This window comes from Actinomycetota bacterium (genome assembly GCA_030776625.1).
GTDB lineage: Bacteria > Actinomycetota > CADDZG01 > CADDZG01 > WHSQ01 > MB1-2.
This window is the reverse complement of the sequence record JALYHL010000003.1, coordinates 234,402-251,485: the sequence shown is the minus strand read 5'-3', so window position 1 is coordinate 251,485 and position 17,084 is coordinate 234,402. Positions and strand designations below refer to the sequence as shown.

16 protein-coding genes are annotated in these 17,084 nt (G+C 67.4%); 13 read left to right on the top strand and 3 right to left on the bottom strand.

The features are described from left to right. Positions 1-12 precede the first annotated feature (12 nt). Entirely contained in the window at positions 13-1,158 is a 1,146-nt protein-coding gene (locus M3N53_07330; GenBank protein MDP9068141.1) for an acyl-CoA dehydrogenase family protein, read from the top strand. 13 nt (positions 1,159-1,171) lie between these two features. Beyond that, complete coding sequence (locus M3N53_07325; protein ID MDP9068140.1) at positions 1,172-2,455, top strand: YibE/F family protein; 1,284 nt, start codon at positions 1,172-1,174, stop codon at positions 2,453-2,455. Positions 2,456-2,507: 52 nt separating this feature from the next. Here M3N53_07325 and M3N53_07320 read toward each other — a convergent pair whose 3' ends face one another. Beyond that, the gene (locus M3N53_07320; GenBank protein MDP9068139.1) at positions 2,508-3,836 is read right to left on the bottom strand and encodes a hypothetical protein; all 1,329 of its coding nucleotides are present in this window, start codon (positions 3,834-3,836) and stop codon (positions 2,508-2,510) included. A gap of 69 nt (positions 3,837-3,905) precedes the next feature. Here M3N53_07320 and M3N53_07315 point away from each other — a divergent pair, with 69 nt between their 5' ends. Together M3N53_07315 and M3N53_07310 are read left to right on the top strand one after the other, a co-directional pair. After that, positions 3,906-4,652, top strand: a complete 747-nt coding sequence (locus tag M3N53_07315) for a PspA/IM30 family protein (GenBank protein ID MDP9068138.1) — start codon at positions 3,906-3,908, stop codon at positions 4,650-4,652. Then, positions 4,649-4,927 (top strand): hypothetical protein, encoded by a 279-nt coding sequence (locus M3N53_07310; GenBank protein ID MDP9068137.1) that lies wholly within the window; start codon positions 4,649-4,651, stop codon positions 4,925-4,927. Before M3N53_07315 ends, M3N53_07310 begins: the two co-directional genes overlap by 4 nt. Here M3N53_07310 and M3N53_07305 read toward each other — a convergent pair. Further along, a complete protein-coding gene (locus tag M3N53_07305; protein MDP9068136.1) occupies positions 4,886-6,352 on the bottom strand; it encodes an amidase in 1,467 nt (488 codons plus the stop codon). The two genes, M3N53_07310 and M3N53_07305, sit on opposite strands and share 42 nt — an antisense overlap. A 29-nt stretch (positions 6,353-6,381) precedes the next feature. Beyond that, positions 6,382-6,837, bottom strand: coding sequence for an AsnC family transcriptional regulator (locus M3N53_07300; protein MDP9068135.1), 456 nt, complete (start codon positions 6,835-6,837; stop codon positions 6,382-6,384). Between the two features lie 63 nt (positions 6,838-6,900). On the opposite strand from M3N53_07300, the gene M3N53_07295 reads away from it, so the two are divergent. The 9 genes from M3N53_07295 (at position 6,901) to M3N53_07255 (ending at position 16,987) form a co-directional block, all read left to right on the top strand. Next, complete coding sequence (locus M3N53_07295; protein MDP9068134.1) at positions 6,901-8,292, top strand: lysine 2,3-aminomutase; 1,392 nt, start codon at positions 6,901-6,903, stop codon at positions 8,290-8,292. Next, the gene (locus M3N53_07290) at positions 8,292-9,296 is read left to right on the top strand and encodes an L-erythro-3,5-diaminohexanoate dehydrogenase (protein ID MDP9068133.1); all 1,005 of its coding nucleotides are present in this window, start codon (positions 8,292-8,294) and stop codon (positions 9,294-9,296) included. Before M3N53_07295 ends, M3N53_07290 begins: the two co-directional genes overlap by 1 nt. Beyond that, positions 9,293-10,831, top strand: coding sequence for an amidohydrolase family protein (locus tag M3N53_07285; protein MDP9068132.1), 1,539 nt, complete (start codon positions 9,293-9,295; stop codon positions 10,829-10,831). The genes M3N53_07290 and M3N53_07285 overlap by 4 nt, the downstream gene beginning before the upstream one ends. After that, entirely contained in the window at positions 10,828-12,420 is a 1,593-nt protein-coding gene (locus M3N53_07280; protein MDP9068131.1) for a lysine 5,6-aminomutase subunit alpha, read from the top strand. The genes M3N53_07285 and M3N53_07280 overlap by 4 nt, the downstream gene beginning before the upstream one ends. Positions 12,421-12,461: 41 nt before the next feature. Further along, positions 12,462-13,151, top strand: coding sequence for a cobalamin-dependent protein (locus M3N53_07275; protein MDP9068130.1), 690 nt, complete (start codon positions 12,462-12,464; stop codon positions 13,149-13,151). After that, positions 13,148-13,540 (top strand): hotdog fold thioesterase, encoded by a 393-nt coding sequence (locus M3N53_07270; GenBank protein ID MDP9068129.1) that lies wholly within the window; start codon positions 13,148-13,150, stop codon positions 13,538-13,540. Before M3N53_07275 ends, M3N53_07270 begins: the two co-directional genes overlap by 4 nt. A 30-nt stretch (positions 13,541-13,570) precedes the next feature. Then, entirely contained in the window at positions 13,571-14,791 is a 1,221-nt protein-coding gene (locus M3N53_07265) for an aminopeptidase (GenBank protein MDP9068128.1), read from the top strand. Between the two features lie 231 nt (positions 14,792-15,022). Further along, positions 15,023-16,192, top strand: coding sequence for an HNH endonuclease (locus M3N53_07260; protein MDP9068127.1), 1,170 nt, complete (start codon positions 15,023-15,025; stop codon positions 16,190-16,192). Between the two features lie 78 nt (positions 16,193-16,270). Then, positions 16,271-16,987: an HAD family hydrolase gene (locus M3N53_07255; protein ID MDP9068126.1), complete on the top strand. Its 717-nt coding sequence runs from the start codon at positions 16,271-16,273 to the stop codon at positions 16,985-16,987. Positions 16,988-17,084 lie beyond the last annotated feature (97 nt).

Here is a 17,084-nt window from a genome sequence, read left to right as displayed (position 1 = left end):
ATCCTGCGGCGCATGCCGGCGGACCTGCGACTGCTCGACGATGAGCAGCGCTCTCTCGTTCAGATGGTACGGGAGTTCGCGGACGAAGTAGCCGCGCCGGCCGCACACGAGTACGAGCAACGTTCCGAGGATCCGGCTCCTCTCTACAAGCAACTGGCGGAGCTGGACCTCACCGGCATCCCCTACCCCGAGCAGTACAACGGGCTCGGCCTGCCCTACGGCACCTATCTAGCTGTGATCGAAGAGCTGGCGAGGGCGTATCTTGGCTTCGCGGTCGGCCTGTCGGTTCACACCCTGTGCGCGTTCGCCGTGGCCGAGTTCGGAAGCGACGCGTTGAAGGAGGACGTCCTCAGCCGCCTCTGCTCGGGGGAGTGGTTCGGCGCCTACTCCCTCTCGGAACCTCACTCCGGTTCCGATGCGGTAGCGCTCGGAACGAAGGCGCGGCTGGCCGCTGACGGATACCGGCTCAGCGGATCGAAGGTGTTCTGCACCCGCGGGAACGAAGCCGACGCGGTGTTGGTGATGGCTAGGACGGGCGAGGCCGGGGCGAAAGGGATCAGCGCCTTCATCATCGAGAGGGGGACCGACGGGTTCGGCGGCGCTAAGAAGGAAGACAAGATGGGCTGGCGCTCGTCGCCGACGTGGATGTTGCAGTTAGACGAAGCTCTCGTCCCCGAGTCTAGGCGGGTGGGCGAGGAGGGCCAGGGGTTCCGGATCGCCCTGGCGTCGTTGGATTCCGGCCGCCTCGGGATCGCCGCGTGTTCGGTCGGCCTCGCCCAGGCCGCGCTGGACGAGGCGCTGAAGTTCACCGCCGAGCGGGAGCAGTTCGGCAAGCCGGTCAACCAGAACCAGGGCCTCCAGTTCATGCTGGCGGATATGTCCACGCAGATAGAGGCCGGACGAGCGTTGTACAGGTACGCGGCGGGACTGCGAGACGCGGGCAAGGAGTACTCGCTGGCGGCGGCTCAAGCGAAGCTCTTCTGCTCGGACGTCGCGATGCGGGTCACGACCGACGCGGTCCAGCTGCACGGTGGTTACGGCTACATCACCGAGTACCCGGTGGAGCGATACATGCGCGAGGCAAAGGCGCTTCAGATCGTCGAGGGCACCAATCAGATCCAGCGCCTGGTGATCGGCCGCAAGCTCACCAGCGCCTGACACGCGGCCGGGCATGGGGCACTCCCACTCTCACTCGCATACCGACGTCGAGGTTCCCAAGCGGACGCAGCGCAGGCTCCTCGTCGCCGTCGTCCCCTTCGTCGTCGCCACGCTCGCGGGCCTCGTGATCCTGTGGCCGAACTCCGCCGACGTGTCCGGCAGGTTCGCCGGCGGCGACAGGGGAGAGCGGTTCACCGCGTCGGTCGTTCAGGTGACACCTGAGGAGTGCCAGGGCGTCCCCGAAGGAACCGTCTATTTCTGCTCCGCGGTCACGGCGCGGCTCGTGGAAGGCCCAGACGCGGGAGACGACGTTTCGTTCGACTACGCGCGCGGCGAGGGCTCTAGAGGCATCGAGGAGGGCGACGACGTCGTCGTTGCGCGCTTCGAGACCGCGCCGGGGGAGTCGCAATACACGTTCGTCGACTTCAAGAGAGCGCAGCCGCTGGTGACTCTCGCGATCCTCTTCGGTGTCGTCGTGGTCGTGACGAGCCGTTGGCGCGGTGTCACCGCGCTCATCGGCCTCGGGCTGAGCGTGATGATCCTGGTGCGGTTCATGATGCCGGCGATCCTGGCCGGGGAAGACCCCCTGGCGGTAGCGATCGTCGGAGCCGCGGCGATCATGTTCATGGCGCTCTACCTCGCGCACGGGTTCCACGCCGCCACCACCACGGCGGTGCTCGGGACGCTCGCCAGCCTTACTTTGACCGCGCTGCTGGCGACGCTGTTCGTTCGTGCCGCCAGCTTCACCGGGCTCGCGTCCGAAGAGGCCGGTTTCCTGCAGCTCTCCGCGGGGCAGGTGGACCTCGAGGGCCTGCTGTTGGGCGGCATCATCGTCGGCGCGCTCGGCGTGTTGGACGACGTCACGATCACCCAGGCCTCCGCCGTGTGGGAGCTACGCGCCGCCAACCCGTCGATGGGTTTCGGGCGGCTGTATCGCTCGGCGCTGCGCATAGGCCGCGACCACATCGCTTCGACGGTGAACACCCTGGTGCTGGCCTACGCGGGAGCGTCGCTACCCCTGCTTTTGATCTTCAGCCTGTCGGACCAGACCGTCGGCGACATCCTGACCACGGAGATCATGGCCGAGGAGATCGTCCGGACCTTGGTGGGGAGCATCGGCCTGGTCTCGTCGGTGCCGATCACGACCGCGCTCGCCGCTCTAGTCGTCGCGGGGGGGCCGGAGAAGCCGCGGGAGCCGAGACCGGCGCGGGAGCCGAAGCCGCCACGTGAACGCGGCGAGCGATGGAAGGCACCCCGAGCGGAGCGAGAGTGGCGCCAGGACGAGCCGTCCGTTTAGAAGGCAGCACCGGGCCCACGGCGCCGCAGGTTCAGAAGAGGGCGCCGCCGAGCTAGAAGTCGCCGCCCCCGAAGTCTCCTCCGCCTCCGAAGTCGCCGCCCCCGAAGCCCCCGCCGAAGTCGCCGCCGCCGAACCCGCCGAAGCCACCGCCGGGGTCGCCGGAGCCTCCATCGCCGAAGCCGCCGTAGCCGAAGCCGCCCATGCCCCAGGGACCGAAGCCGCCGAGCATGGTGCCGAGCAACATCGTGTTCAGCAGCCCGCCGCCGAAGAAGCCGAAGTACCCGCCGTACCACGGCGAGAAGTAAGCGGGAGCGCCCCACAGGGGCGTCATCATCCCGCCCGCCTGCACGAGACGCGACTCCGGCTCCTCGCCGGCCTCGACGCGCGCGGCGTCCGCCGCACACGCGGGAACGTCGCGGGCCTCCCCGCCCGGAGGAGCCCACTGGACGTCTCTGACGGAAGGGCCGTGCCGAGGATCGAAGAAGCAGGGCGGACGTCGCTCCGGCAACGGCTGATTCTCGAGAGCCGCCCTGGCACACGCGATCTCGTAGCGACCCTCCTCGAGAGCGCTCGTGACCTGCCGGATGTCTTCTGGGCGGGCGGCGTCATCGAGGTTGGCCGTCGCGGTCTCGTAGCAGCCGAGGGCGCGCGTGTAGTGGGCTTTCGCGTTGGCGCCGACGCCGGGCATCTCGACGTCGAGGTCCAGCGAGCGAAGGTCCTCGCCGAGCGCGACCAGGTCGTCGAGAGCCGCCAGCTTCACCTCTTCTAGCTGCCGTCGCTCCTCATCCTGTTGCCGCTTGCGACGCCGCCTGGACGACACGAACCACAGCGCACCGCCTCCGATGAGCAGGATGGGCAAGAACCCGATCCCGCCGGAGTCATCAGATGACCCTTCACCCGACGCCTCGTCCGACAGCCGGTCGAGCATGTATCCCAGAACCGCCGCGGCACCCCGGCCGCGTCTCTCCTCGACGGCTTCGTTCGCGATGTCCGGAACGACACCGGCATCGAACGTGTTGCTGCCGGCGCGGAGCTCTCCGCCGGCTACCACGATGTAGGTCCCGGCGCGACCGAGCTGACTGCCGATCAGCTGGATCAGCCCGTCCGGGTCGCCGCCGGCTTCGGCCGTCGCTTCCTCGGGCAGGGCCACGATATAGATGGGCCCCGCGTCGGCGGCGGCTATCTGGTCCCTCAGGTCGTCTGCCTCGCCGTCGCTGAGGATGTCCTCCGCATCGGGGTGGACGTAGACCGGATCCGTGGCGAGCGATTCCGCGGCAGCATCGACATACGAATCCGTGGTCGTCTGCTGAGCGAGGACGGCCGGCGGTAGCGACCACATGAGGCCACACACGACAGCGAGGAGCCCCCAGCGCTTCTTCACATCTCAAGTGTGCCCTACCCTGCATATCCTTGAACCCGACGACGCCGGACGCCGGAGCTAGGAGAGCCGATGAGCTTGATGCGAAGACTGTCGATGATCTTCAAGTCGAAGGCGGCGAGAGCCCTCGACGCGGCCGAGGATCCGCGCGAGACGCTGGATTACTCCTACGAGCGCACGGTGGAGATGCTGCAGAAGATGCGGCGCGCCGTGACCGACGTGGCGACCTCGCGGAAGCGTCTCGAGATCCAAGGGCAGCAGCTAGAGGCGACGGCGACGAAGCTCGAGGGCCAGGCTCGGCGCGCGTTGGAGCAAGATCGCGAGGACCTGGCGCGGGAAGCGCTCTCGCGGCGGGAGGCGGTCGCGACGCAGCTCGAAGACATCCATCGTCAGCACCAACAGCTGCAGAACCAGGAGAGCAAGCTGGTGGCGTCGGCGCGACGGCTCGAGTCCAAGGTCGCGGCGTTCCGGACTCGGAAGGAGACGATCAAGGCCACGTACTCCGCCGCCGAGGCCGAGACGAAGGTGAACGAGGCCGTCAGCGGCATCTCGGAGGAGATGGGTGATGTCGGGCTTGCGATGCAGCGCGCCGAGGACAAGGTCATGCAGATGCAGGCTCGCAGCCAGGCCCTGGACGAGCTGATGGCCTCGGGCGCGATCGAAGATGTAGCGCACGGCGGTGACGACATCGAGCGGCAGCTTGGCAGCGGCGGTAACGACACCCAGGTCGAGTTGGAGCTGGCGCGCTTGAAGAACGAGCTCGTCGCCCCCGAGGAGCGGTCCGAGCTGGAGAGCAGCAAGGAGGGGGAGCGCGGTTGATCGTTCGCATACTCGGGGAGGGACAGTTCGAGCTGGACGACGCGCGGCTCGAAGGCTTGAACCAGCTGGACGAAGCCGTCGTTGCTGCGGTCGAGCGCGGCGATGAGGCCGGTTACTCCACCGCCCTGGGAGACCTCCTAGCGGCGGTGAGGTCCGAGGGGCGTCCCGTCGCCGATGACTTCATCGCACCGTCCGACGCGCTGCTTCCGTCCGAAGACGTATCACTGGGAGAGCTAAGAGACCTGCTGGGGGACGAGGGCCTCATCCCGGGCTAGGCGCGGCGGCATCCTCCAGCCGCCAAAGGCGTGCTCCAGCTCCAGGGCGCCCGCGATCGTGAGATGGTCGTTTCCCCGCGCCGCGGCGACCTGTATCCCTAACGGGAGGCCGTCGGCGTTCAGGCCCAGAGGGACCTGCGTCACCGGCATCTCCGCGATGTTGAATATCGCGGTGTAGACCCAGTTGACCGGCGGGAACAGTGGCCGGTTGTGTTTGGGCGCCACCTGGGTGTACGAGGGGTAGAGCATCACGCCGCGATCGCCGATGAAGTCCTCGAGCTCGTCCGCCAGCGCCTTCCCCTTCTCGACGAACCTCTGGGTCCTGTTCGGGGACAGGTCGCCCAGCCGCTCCAGCACCGTGAGCCCGATCGCGGGGAAGGTGTGCTCCGAGCGGCCCACGACGAGACGACCCAATTCTCGCAGCGGGCGCAGACGACGCCCGTCTCCCAGCAGCTCCGCGAAGGAGGTGTCGGCGGCATCGGACATCATCGACCCCCAGATATCGAGCGATCGCTTGAGGCTCGGTATCAACGCCCGGCTGACATCCGCGCCGGATCCCGAAAGGGCATGAGCGGCGCGCTCCTGAGCCTCTCCCAGCTCGGCCGAGACGCGGCGGAACCCGTTTCCGCGCACGTCGACCACCTTCAGGCCCTCTATATCTACCGAGGCCGGGTTGCCGAGCTTCTGGTCGTAGCAGCCCGTGTCGATCCCGTCGGGGCCGGCCAGGATACGAAGGAGCGGCATCAGGTCCTCGGCCCGCCGCGCGATCGGCCCGGTGCAGAGATAACGGAGTGCATCGTTCTCCGCGAGCGGGTACTGCCCGGTTCCAGGCACGAGACCTCCGGTTGGTTTGTGGCCGAACACGCCGTTGAAGAAAGCCGGCATCCGGATGGAACCGCCGATGTCGGAGCCGAGGCCGAACGGGCTGGCGCCGGCGGCCACGATCGCTCCCTCGCCTCCCGAGCTTCCTCCGACGATCCGGGTCGGGTCGTACGGATTGTTCGTGCGCCCGTACAGCTTGTTCGAGGTCTCCATCCACATGCAGAGCTCGGAGACGTTGGTCGTCCCCATCACGATGGCCCCCGCGGCGCGCAGCCTGGTGACGGCCGTTGCCTCCTCGGTCGCGACGAAGTCTCGCCTCCCGACGATCCCGGAGGTCTGGCGCATGCCGGGCACTGCGAACACCTCTTTGACGGTGCACGGGACGCCGTGCAGGGGGGGCAGGTCCTCAGGTCCGCTGCTCGCGACCTGCTCGTCCGCGGCGTCGGCTTCTTTCAACGCGTCCTCGAACCGCTCCTCGACGACAGCGTTCAGCACCGGGTTCACGGCCCGGATGCGCTCGATGTGGGCGTGGACGACCGCGCGAGACGTCATCTCGCCCGAGCGGATCGATGCGGCGATCTTCGAGGCCGACCACGTGAACATCGGCCGAGTGTCGCACGCCGCCGGTGTGGCTACGGCTGCTCCGATCGGGCTGTCAGCATCGGGCGGCGCTCGAACGGGGTCGACAAGACGATCGTCGAACGGGTGACGACCTCGAGCTTGGCCCGCAGCGCGTCCAGGAGCTCCTCGAGGTCCTTCGTCGATGCGGCGCGGACCACTAGGGCATAGGAGTTGTCGCCGGCGACCGAGTAGCAGGTCTCGACCTGCGGGAACTCGGCGATCTTCGACGGGATGTCGCCGGGTGACGCCGGACGCAAGGCGAGGCTCACGATGGCCGTGATCGGGAGCCCGGCGGCTTCGTAGTCGATCTCGGCGCGATAAGCCTTGATCAGACCCCGCCGCTCGAGCTTGCGGACCCGGTCGTGGACCGACGAGGGTGCCAGGCCCACGGCGGCGGCAATCTCCGTATAGCCCAGCCTCGCGTCGGTCTCGAGGAGGGCCAGGATGCTCCGATCCTTGTTGTCCATGCCGAATATCATTCCGGATAATCGCTAGTTTGTCTAATCAGATTCCGCTAGACTGCCAGAACCGTGGCTATCGTCGAGCTCTCTCCCGTTACCGCCCCGCGCCGAGCGCAGGCCGCGCCGCAGCCCTACCCGTACCCGCCCCAGCGCGAGCTGGTGGAGCCGGACTGGACGCGCCTGCCCGGGTACGCCGGCGTGACCCGCCACGAGTGGGAGAGCGCGAAATGGCAGCGCCTGCACACCGTCAAGAGCCTGTCGGAGCTTCGGCGAGTGTTCGGCCAACTGCTCCCGGGGGAGCTCGCGGCCTCGATCGAGCGGGATCAGAGGGAGCGGGCGACGATGTCGATGTTGATCCCGCCCCAGATGCTGAACACGATGGACGAGACCGACCTGTGGCGCGATCCCATTCGCCATTACATGATCCCCGCGTTCGACGACCGGGCTCCGGAGTGGCCGAGCCACCCGCTCGCGGAGCGGGACTCGTTGCACGAGGCCGACATGTGGGCGGTGGAGGGACTCACGCATAGGTACCCGACGAAGGTGCTCGCGGAGCTGTTGGCGACCTGCCCCCAGTACTGCGGACACTGCACGCGGATGGACCTCGTCGGCAACAACGTCCCTCAAGTGGTCAAGCACCGCTTCGAGCTCAAGCAGAAGGAGCGCTACCAAGCGATCCTCGAGTACCTGCGTGTGACGCCCAGCGTGCGCGACGTCGTCGTGTCGGGTGGAGACGTGGCGAACCTGCCCATCGCTCACCTCGAGGAGTTCGTGGGATCGCTGATCGAGATCCCCAACATCCGCGACATCCGTCTTGCGACCAAGGGCCTCATGGGGCTGCCCCAGCACTTCCTTCAGGACGAGGTTCTGGCGGGGCTCGAACGCCTCGCTAAGAAGGCGATCGAGTACGAGGTCGACCTCGCGATCCACACCCACGTGAACCACGCGAACTCGGTCACCCCGCTGGTCGCGCGGGCGGTGAAGAAGCTACACGAGATGGGCTTCCGCGACGTCCGCAACCAGGGCGTCTTGATGCGCGGGGTGAACGCGTCCCAGGAGGCGCTCTTGGACCTCTGCTTCGCTCTGCTAGACCACGCCAAGGTGATGCCGTACTACTTCTATATGTGCGACATGATCCCGAACTCCGAGCACTGGCGCGTGAGCGTGCGTGAGGCGCAAGACCTGCAGCACTCGATCATGGGTTACCTCCCGGGATTCGCCACGCCGCGCGTCGTGTGCGATGTCCCGTTCGTCGGCAAGCGCTGGGTCCATCAAGTGGAGTCGTACGACGGCGTCAGCGGGATCTCCTACTGGACGAAGAACTACCGGACCGGCATCGAGTACGACGATCCAGATGCTCTTGGACGCACGTACCCGTACTACGACCCGATCTACACGCTGCCGCCGGAGGGACAGGACCTGTGGCGGCGGCGCGACGCCACCGCGGCCGCAGAGATCTGATGGAGCGCTTCGGCACGCACCGCTCCGTCGAGCCCCCCGGCGTCCTTCCGCAACAAGCGCAGATCGTCGACGCGACGTCGCCGCTAGCGGCGGATGAGCTGGCGATCGACGTCGAGTTCCTGAACATCGACTCGGCTTCGTGGCAACAGCTCCGGTCCGCCACGGGAGGAGGAGCGGCCGAGATGCGCGATCGGATCGTGGAGATCGTGAAGGAGCGGGGCAAGATGCACAACCCCGATACGGGATCGGGCGGCATGCTGGTGGGGCGCGTCGCCGAGCTCGGCCCCCATCGCACGGAGCCCCAGGTAGGTACACGTATAGCGACGCTCGTCTCTCTGAGCCTGACCCCGTTGCTGCTCGACGAGGTGCTGGAGCTTGACCCCACCTCGGAGAAGGTGAAGGTCCGGGGGCGGGCGATCGTGTTCGGCTCGGGCATCTACTCGGAGGTCCCGGAGGACCTGCCCGATGACGTCGTGCTAGGAGTGTTGGACGTTTGCGGCGCGCCCGCGTGGATGGCGCGCCTAGCGCGGCCCGGCATGAACGTCGCGGTGATCGGAGCCGGCGGTAAGTCCGGCGTGTTGGCATGCGCTCAAGCGGTGCGGTCGCTCCATGGTGAAGGGCGCGTGCTGGGACTGTGCTGGCCGCCCGAGACTGCGCCCGCTGCCGCCGTGGCCGGCGCGGAGCCGCTCGTTGTCGACTGCACCGACGCCACCGCGGTTCTGGACGAGGTGGCGGGTGCGCTGGGGGGCCGCGCGGCAGACCTAGTTTTCGTGTGCGCGAACGTCCCGGGATGCGAAGGTGGCGCCATCCTTGCCTGCGAGGACAACGGGCGCATCGTGTTCTTCTCCATGGTGACTTCGTTCACGGCCGCGGCCCTGCAAGCTGAAGGTGTCGGCAAAGCGTGCGAGATGACGATCGGGAACGGCTTCGTCCCCGGACACGCCCAGCTGGCACTGGACCTCGTACGGTCGGACGAGCGACTCCTCGCGATCTTCGCGGCATGACCACCACGCTCTTCCGCAATGGAACGATCCGGAGGCTGCCCGGCAAGGCGGTGGCGGAATGGTTGTTGGTCGAGGACTCGATGGTGACCGCGGTGGGAACCGGTGAGCGTCCGCAAGGTGACCGTGTAATCGATCTGGACGGCGGCACTTTGGTCCCGGCGTTCCGGGACGCGCACGTCCACCTGCCCGCAACGGGCCTGTACGCGACCGGGCTCGACTTCCGCGGCGAGAGAAGAACCCGCGCGATCGTGGAGGCACTCGCCGAACGAGCCGTCCACTCAGACGCCGTGCTGTTCGGCGGGAACTTCGAGGACCCTCTCGATCGGCCGCTGACGCGGTTTGAGCTGGACGAGGCAGCGGGGGCGCGTCCCGCCCTCGTTGCGCGCGCCGACATGCACTCTTGCGTCGTGTCGAGCGCGCTTCTCGAGCAGCTCGAACTGACGGAGCTCGACGGTGTCGACGTCGATGAGCACGGCGTCCCCACCGGGTACCTGCGCGAGCGAGCCGCCGCGCAAGCCTGGACCTGGTTCGACCGCAACATGACCGCGCAGGAACAGCGCGACCTCGTCCGAGCCGCGATCTCACTGGCGTACTCGAAAGGGATCGCCGAGGTCCACGAGATGTTCGTCGTGGAGTGGCGCGGCTGGGACTCGGCCGAGGCGTTCTTGGACGCGGTCGCCGACGTCGCGCTCGAGGTCTCGCTGTGGCTGGCGACGCCGGACGTCGAGCGCGTTGTCGACATGGGTCTGCCGCGCATAGGCGGCGACTTCTTCCTCGACGGCTCCTTCGGATCTCACACCGCCTGGTTGAACGAGCCCTACGCTACCCACCCTCCCGCGGGCACTCCTGCGAACGGGATCCCATACCGCTCCGACGAAGAGCTCCTCGACTTCTTCACCCGCGCGCAGCAGGCCGGCCTCCAGGCGGGCGTTCACGCGATCGGCGACGCCGCGATCGATCAGGCGATCCGAACGTGGGAGAAGGTCGCCGCGGACTGCGGCGAGACCGAGGTTCGCGACCTCGGCCATCGCATCGAGCACTTCGAGTGCGCGTCGGACGACCACATCGCTCGCGCTCGAAGACTCGGGCTGCGCGCCAGCGTTCAGCCCACCTTCGATCGGTACTGGGGCGGCCCCGACGGCCTCTATTCCAACAGGATCGGCTGGAACCGGGCGCGCGACATGAACCGCTTCTCCACGATGCTCAAAGCGGGGCTCGTTCTTGCGGCCGGCTCGGATTCGACGGTGACGCCCCTCGATCCCTTCCTGCAGATGGCAGCGCTGCGCGAGCACCACCGCGACGACGAACGGATGAGCGCGCTGGAGGCGCTTCGCCTCCACACGATGGCGCCCGCGGTGCTCGCGCGCCACCACGCCACCAGGTCGACCCTCGAGCCCGGGATGCTGGCGGATCTGGCGCTGCTGGACCGCGACCCGCTGTCGGTGAGCCCCGGCGAGCTGGTGGACACGGTCGTTCTGGGGACGTGGGTAGCGGGCCACCGCGTGTGGCCCGAGGACGAAGCGGAGACCGCATGAGCACCTTCCAGAGACCGGTGGGCCGTCTGCGGATCGACATCGACGCGGTCGACGAATGCCGGGAGCTCGCGGCAGAGATCTCGCGTCCTGTTGAGGAGCTCGCTGTCACCAACACGACGGTGTCGCTGGAGCGAGCTTGCTTGCGGCTGGTCGGAGTGGACGGTGTGGAGGGCGAGGGGGTCGGGGCCGCTCCGATACCGAACCTGGTGCTGGAGCGGATCCGCGGCGCTGCCGGTCTGCAGCGGGGCGTGCTGATTCCGTTCTTCGACGCCGTCGAAAGATGTGGCGAAGACATACAGACGACCGCGCAGCGGGTCGCGAGCGGCGAGGTAGAGGTGCGGTTCCCCGAAGGATCCGATCTCGATCGCTCTCGTGCGCGCAGCGGGGCTGAGGCCGAGAGAGCGGTCGCGGTCATCGCGGCGGCTGCCACCGATAGGGCGCGCAGGATCGAGCGAGTCGGCGACGCACCCAAGCCCTGGTTCTACGAGATCGTCGCCACGGGCAACATCTACGAGGACATCCCTCAGGCGCAGGCTGCGGCGCGGGAGGGCTGCGACGTCGTCGCCGTGATCCGCTCGACGGGGCAGTCGCTTCTCGACTACGTCCCTTACGGCGCGACCACCGACGGGTTCGCGGGGACGTTCGCGACTCAAGAGAACTTCCGGCTCATGCGCGCCGCCCTCGATCGGGTCGGCGAGGAGCTCGGGCGCTACATCCGGCTGACGAACTACGCGAGCGGCCTGTGCATGCCCGAGATCGCAGCGATGGCGGCGATGGAGCGGCTGGACATGATGCTCAACGACTGCATGTACGGAATCATCTTCCGCGACATCAACATGCTGCGGACGTTCGTGGACCAGCACTTCTCGCGCATGGTGCACGCGCTCGCCGGCATCGTCATCAACACCGGAGAGGACAACTACCTCACCACCGCGAACGCGATCGACTCCGCTCACACCGTGCTGGCGTCGCAGTTCCTGAACGAGCGGCTGGCGCTGGTCGCGGGGCTCAAAGAAGAGCAGATGGGTTTGGGACATGCGTTCGAGATCGACCCTTCGGCGCCGGATCAGATCGCGCTCGAGCTCGCGCACGCGCAGCTGATCCGCGAGTGCTTCCCGAACGCCCCGCTCAAGTACATGCCGCCGACCAAGCACATGACGGGCAACATCTTCCAGGGCTTCCTCTACGACGGGATGTTCAACCTCGTCGGGGCGCTGACGGGCCAAGACATCATCCTTCTCGGGATGATGACGGAGGGGGTCCACACTCCGTTCCTGTCGGATCGGGATCTGGCGCTCGAGAACGCCCGCTACATCTTCGGCGGCGCCGCCACGCTGGCGGGGGAGATCCGTTTCGAGCCCGGTGGTGACGTCGAGCGGCGCGCCGGTCAAGTACTCGAGGAGTGCCGGCAGATGCTGCGCAAGGTCTCCGAGCTCGGGATGTTCGGCGCGATCGAGGCCGGCATGTTCGCCGACACCATCCGCACCAGGGATGGCGGAAAGGGCCTCGACGGCGTGATTCCGAAGCACCCGCGCTACGTGAACCCCATCGTCGATCTTTTGAGCGAGCGAACAGGGGCGTTGGCCTGAAGGATATCAAGCCCTATGGGGACTCGAGGGACGACGGGCTCGTGCAGGTTTCGTTCACGCTTCCGATAACCGAGTCGGAGCGCGCGCGGCAGGCGGCGCTGGCTTTGGCTCGGAAGATGGGGTTCCAGCGCCCCCAGGTCGTCCACATGAAGGCGATGGGACCGGACTTCACCTTCTTCGTCATGTACGGCGCCACGGCTCACGCCGTCGATCCCGCAACCGTCGTGGTCGAGGAGCGGGAGTTCCCGCTGCTGACGTCGCCCGAGATCAACCGCATCATCCGCGAGCGGCTGAAGAGGCGCCTGGTGGTGGTCGGAGCCTGCACCGGCACGGATGCCCACACCGTCGGGCTCGACGCCATCCTGTCCATGAAGGGGTTCGCCGGTGACAAGGGGCTGGAGTATTTCCAGGAGATGCGCGTCGTGAACATGGGGGCGCAGGTGGAGCCTGCCGAGATCGTGGAGGTGGTTCGGCATGAACGCGCCGACGCGGTGTTGATCTCCCAAGTCGTCACGCAGCGAGATGCACACATCGTCCACCTGAACCAGGTCCGCGCCGCACTCGACGCGGCGGGGGAGCGGGACGGTCTGATCCTCGTCGGGGGCGGGCCGCGTTTCTCTCCCGAGCAAGCGGTCGAGCTTGGCTACGACCGCATCTTCGGGCGCGGCACGAAACCGTCCGAGGTCGCGTCGTATCTCGCGCACCGCGTCGCGGTGAAGGAGAGCGCGTGAAAGAGGGGCTGGAGGCGCGTCACCGTATGCGCCTGTCACAGGCGGACGCGCACTACGGCGGTGACCTGGTCGCGGGCGGGCGGCTGATGGAGCTGTTCGGTGACGTCGCGACAGAGCTCTGCATCCGATCCGACGGGGACGAGGGTCTGCTCGCGGGTTACAGCGAGGTCCGGTTCCTCGCCCCCGTGTACGCGGGAGATTTCATCGAGGTCATCGCGCGCATAATCCGTGCCGGCGACACCTCGCGCGAGATGGCATTCCAGGTGCTCCGATACGCGGCGCCGCGTCCCGACGTCTCCGATTCCGCCGCGGACCTGTCTCTTCAGCCGGAACCTGTCGCCACCGCCACCGGAACCTGCGTCGTGAAGAAGGACCGCCAGCGCAGGTGAGTCATCCCTGCACGGGTACGGTGGCGTCCAATGAACACAGACGAGCTTCTCAGCGCGTACGCCGATCTGGCGGTGCGGGTTGGCGTGAACCTGCAGCCCGGCCAACACGTCCTGGTCGAGGGAAAGCTCGAGCACGCTCCGCTCATCCGGGCTCTGACCGAAGCTGCTTACCGCGCCGGCGCCGCGTACGTCAGCGTCACCTACTCCGACGATCACGTGCGCAGGGCGATGATCGAGCACGGGCCGGAGGACGCGCTCAGCTGGACGCCGCCGCACCTCCTCGCGGCGCTGCAGCACGTCGACGCAACGGGCGGAGCGCGCATCAGCGTCGCCGGGGACGCCGAGCCCGCGCTCCTTGCCGACCTCGACCCGACCAGGGTCGGGAGGGCGAAGATGGTTGATCTGGCGAAGCTTCGCCTAGAACAGGTGAATCGACGCTCCGTCTCGTGGACGATCGTGGCTTGTCCGAACGAAGGTTGGGCTGCGGCCGCGCTGGGCGAGCCCGACGTCGAGCGCTTGTGGGACGCGGTCGCCAAGGCAACCCGCCTGTACGAGCCCGACCCGGTGCAGGCGTGGAAGGAGCACCTCGCGCGGCTCGCGGAGCGCGCGGATGCGCTGAACGAACGGCGTTTCGAGGCCGTTCACTTCCGTGGGCCGGGAACGGACCTGACGGTGGGTCTGCACGAGGACAGCCGGTGGATCAGCGCGCGTTTCGCGACGGCGTCCGGGATCCGGCACGTCCCCAACCTGCCGACGGAAGAGGTGTTCACGACCCCGGACTTCCGGCGCGTCGAGGGGACGGTCGCCGCATCTCGTCCGTTACAGCTGTCGGCAGAGGGTGTGACGGTGACGGACCTGGAGGTCACTTTCGAGGAGGGCCGCGCGGTGAAGGTCGAGGCGAGCTCGGGAGCCGACGTCGTTCGGGCGCAGATGGCGATCGACGAGGGCGCGGCGAGGCTCGGGGAGGTGGCGTTGGTGGATCGGGCCTCCGCCGTCGGCGAGACCGGCATCACCTTCAACAGCACCCTGTTCGACGAGAACGCGACCTCACACATCGCCTATGGCGGCGCCTACACCTTCGCCGTCGACGGCGCCGCGGGGCTTTCTACCGATGAGTTGCTGGCTCGCGGGATCAACCACTCCACCGTGCATACCGACTTCATGATCGGGGGGCCGGGCGTTGACGTGGCCGGCGTGACGCGTGACGGGGGCCGCATCACGATCATCGAAGACAACGTCTGGCAGCTCTAGCTTTAGCCAGAGCCAAGCTCTAAGCGACGCGCCCGCGCCGTCGGCCGAGGCGTACTACTGTGGTCTTCAGGGGTCACTTTCTGCTTGACTATCGAACGTCTGTTCGATAGAGTGTCTGTACGCGCTCCCGGGCCGCAGCAGGTGGTGGCCTTGGAAAAGGAAAAGAACCAACAGGAACATCGGTTAACGCAACACCCGCGGTTCTGTAGCGATGACGAGCTCGTGGATTCGATGTGCGAGCTGAACTGCGTCGTTGCCTCTACGCAGCGGAACCTTCTGCGGTTCGTGCGCGAGCACGATCGTCGCAGGGCGTGGGAGAAGGACGGCTGCCGCAACATGGGGCAGTGGCTCTCTGGCCGCTTCGGGATCTCTGTCGCCGCCGGGATGCGCTGGACGCATGCGGCCCACGCCCTCGAGCACCTTCCTCTTACGTGCGCTGCCTTCGAGCGCGGCCAGATCTCGCTCGACAAGGTCCTCCAGCTGACCCGCTTCGCCACGGCGGGCACCGAGCGGGAGCTTCTGCGCTACGCACGCCGGACGACCGTGTCGGCCCTGAGGAAGCGGGCTGACCTGGCCACGCGGCCTCCGCTCGAAGAGCACAACGACACCCACCTCGCCCGCTACCTCGAGCTGCGCCCCTTCAACGACTCCGGTGCGATCTATCTAGAGGGCCTCCTTCCCGCGGACGAAGGAGCGGTCGTCGGGAACGGGCTTCGCCGCATCCTCGACCAGCTCCCCGAGATGCCGCCTCTTCCGCAGCAGAACGAGGAGATGACCATCCCCGGATGGGCGACTGCCGAGGGCGAGGAGCAGGTCATCCCGGCCGAGACCGTGATGGTCAGAGATGGACTCCCACAGCGGATGGCGGACGCGTTGGTGGTGCTCGCCTCTAGCCACATCGCCGCCGATCCCGATCCCGACCGCGCCACGGTGGTGGTGTCGACGACGCTTCAGGCCCTGCAGTCAGACGAGCGCGGTTGCGAGCTCGAAGGCTCCGGTGTGATCCACCCCGAGATCGCGCGGCGGATGTCGTGTGATTGCCGGCTCCAGTTCGTGCTGCGCCACCCCAACGGCACCGCCGCGGGCATCGGGCGCGCGGATCGCAACATCCCGGGCTATCTGCGGCGAGAGCTGCTCCATCGAGACGGCGGCTGCACCTTCCCCGGCTGCGGGACGCGCCGCTTCGTAGACGGTCACCACATCTGGCACTGGGAAGCCGGAGGTCCCACGGACCTAGACAACCTGGTGACGCTGTGTCACTTCCACCACAAGCTGGTGCACGAGCACGGGTGGCGGGTGGCGCTCGACGAGCACCAGGTGGCGAGGTGGTTCCGCCCCGACGGCCGAACTTACGAGCCGGCAGCGGCCCGCGCTGCCCCTGCTCTTTCGATGACCGGCTAGCCGGTCACCCAACCCATAAATCCGGTAGCCTGTCTGTCTCTGCCGCGCAGCGCCGACCTCGACCGGGAGTGATGCCTAGTGAGAAGAGTGGACGGCATCCGAGCAGTCACCTACGACTGCTGGGGAACCTTGTTGAAGGACCGTGATTGGGAGGGCGCTATGGAGATCAGACTTAGCGCCCTTCTTCGTTCCATGGATCTGTCCGAAGACGAGGGCCGGAAGCTCCTCGATGAAGCATGGGCGAGACACGACGAGGCGTGGAAGCAGGTCGAGACGTTCGGCCCCGGTCGCATGGCGGCCTACTGCCTCGAGGCTAAGGGGATCTTCGACGACGACAAGATCGCGGCTCTGACCGAGGAGTTCGAGCTCGCGTCGACGACGTCCGGGATCGAAGCGGTCGACGGTGCGCGCGAGACGCTCGAGCGTCTGCGGAGCAAGGGGATCCGGCTGGGTCTCGTCTGCGACACCGGCTTCACGCCCGGCCGCGTAGTTAGAGAGCGGCTCGCCGAGTGTCAGCTGGCCGAGTACCTAGAAGTGCTGTGCTTCTCGGACGAGGTCGGCGTTCCGAAGCCGGGTCACGAGATCTTCGACAAGGCTCTGGCGGAGCTCGGGGTGCGACCGCCGGACGCCTTGCACGTGGGGGACCTCAAGCGAACGGACATCGCCGGTGCTCACGATGTCGGCATGCACGCGGTGCGGTTCCGCGGCGTCCACAACGACAAGACCGACGCAACCGAGGCCGAGTCCGTCATCGATCGCCACGAGCAGATCTTCGAGGTACTCGGGCTCGACTAGGTACAGCCGGCGCGACCTAGCGCGTCGGCCTCAGGCACGCCGCACGTCCCAAAAGTGCGCGCGCTGGATCAGCGGTGGCTGCCGTTTGTCGGTGCTT

Bases quoted from the DNA above. Each gene is read 5' to 3' on its own strand.
- M3N53_07330 (MDP9068141.1), top strand. From the start codon at position 13: ATGCCGGCGGACCTGCGACTGCTCGACGATGAGCAGCGCTCTCTCGTT.
- M3N53_07260 (MDP9068127.1), top strand. From the start codon at position 15,023: ATGTGCGAGCTGAACTGCGTCGTTGCCTCTACGCAGCGGAACCTTCTG.
- M3N53_07280 (MDP9068131.1), top strand. From the start codon at position 10,828: ATGAGCACCTTCCAGAGACCGGTGGGCCGTCTGCGGATCGACATCGAC.
- M3N53_07315 (MDP9068138.1), top strand. From the start codon at position 3,906: ATGAGCTTGATGCGAAGACTGTCGATGATCTTCAAGTCGAAGGCGGCG.
- M3N53_07300 (MDP9068135.1), bottom strand. From the start codon at position 6,837: ATGGACAACAAGGATCGGAGCATCCTGGCCCTCCTCGAGACCGACGCG.
- M3N53_07325 (MDP9068140.1), top strand. From the start codon at position 1,172: ATGGGGCACTCCCACTCTCACTCGCATACCGACGTCGAGGTTCCCAAG.
- M3N53_07265 (MDP9068128.1), top strand. From the start codon at position 13,571: ATGAACACAGACGAGCTTCTCAGCGCGTACGCCGATCTGGCGGTGCGG.
- M3N53_07290 (MDP9068133.1), top strand. From the start codon at position 8,292: ATGGAGCGCTTCGGCACGCACCGCTCCGTCGAGCCCCCCGGCGTCCTT.
- M3N53_07285 (MDP9068132.1), top strand. From the start codon at position 9,293: ATGACCACCACGCTCTTCCGCAATGGAACGATCCGGAGGCTGCCCGGC.
- M3N53_07305 (MDP9068136.1), bottom strand. From the start codon at position 6,352: ATGTTCACGTGGTCGGCCTCGAAGATCGCCGCATCGATCCGCTCGGGC.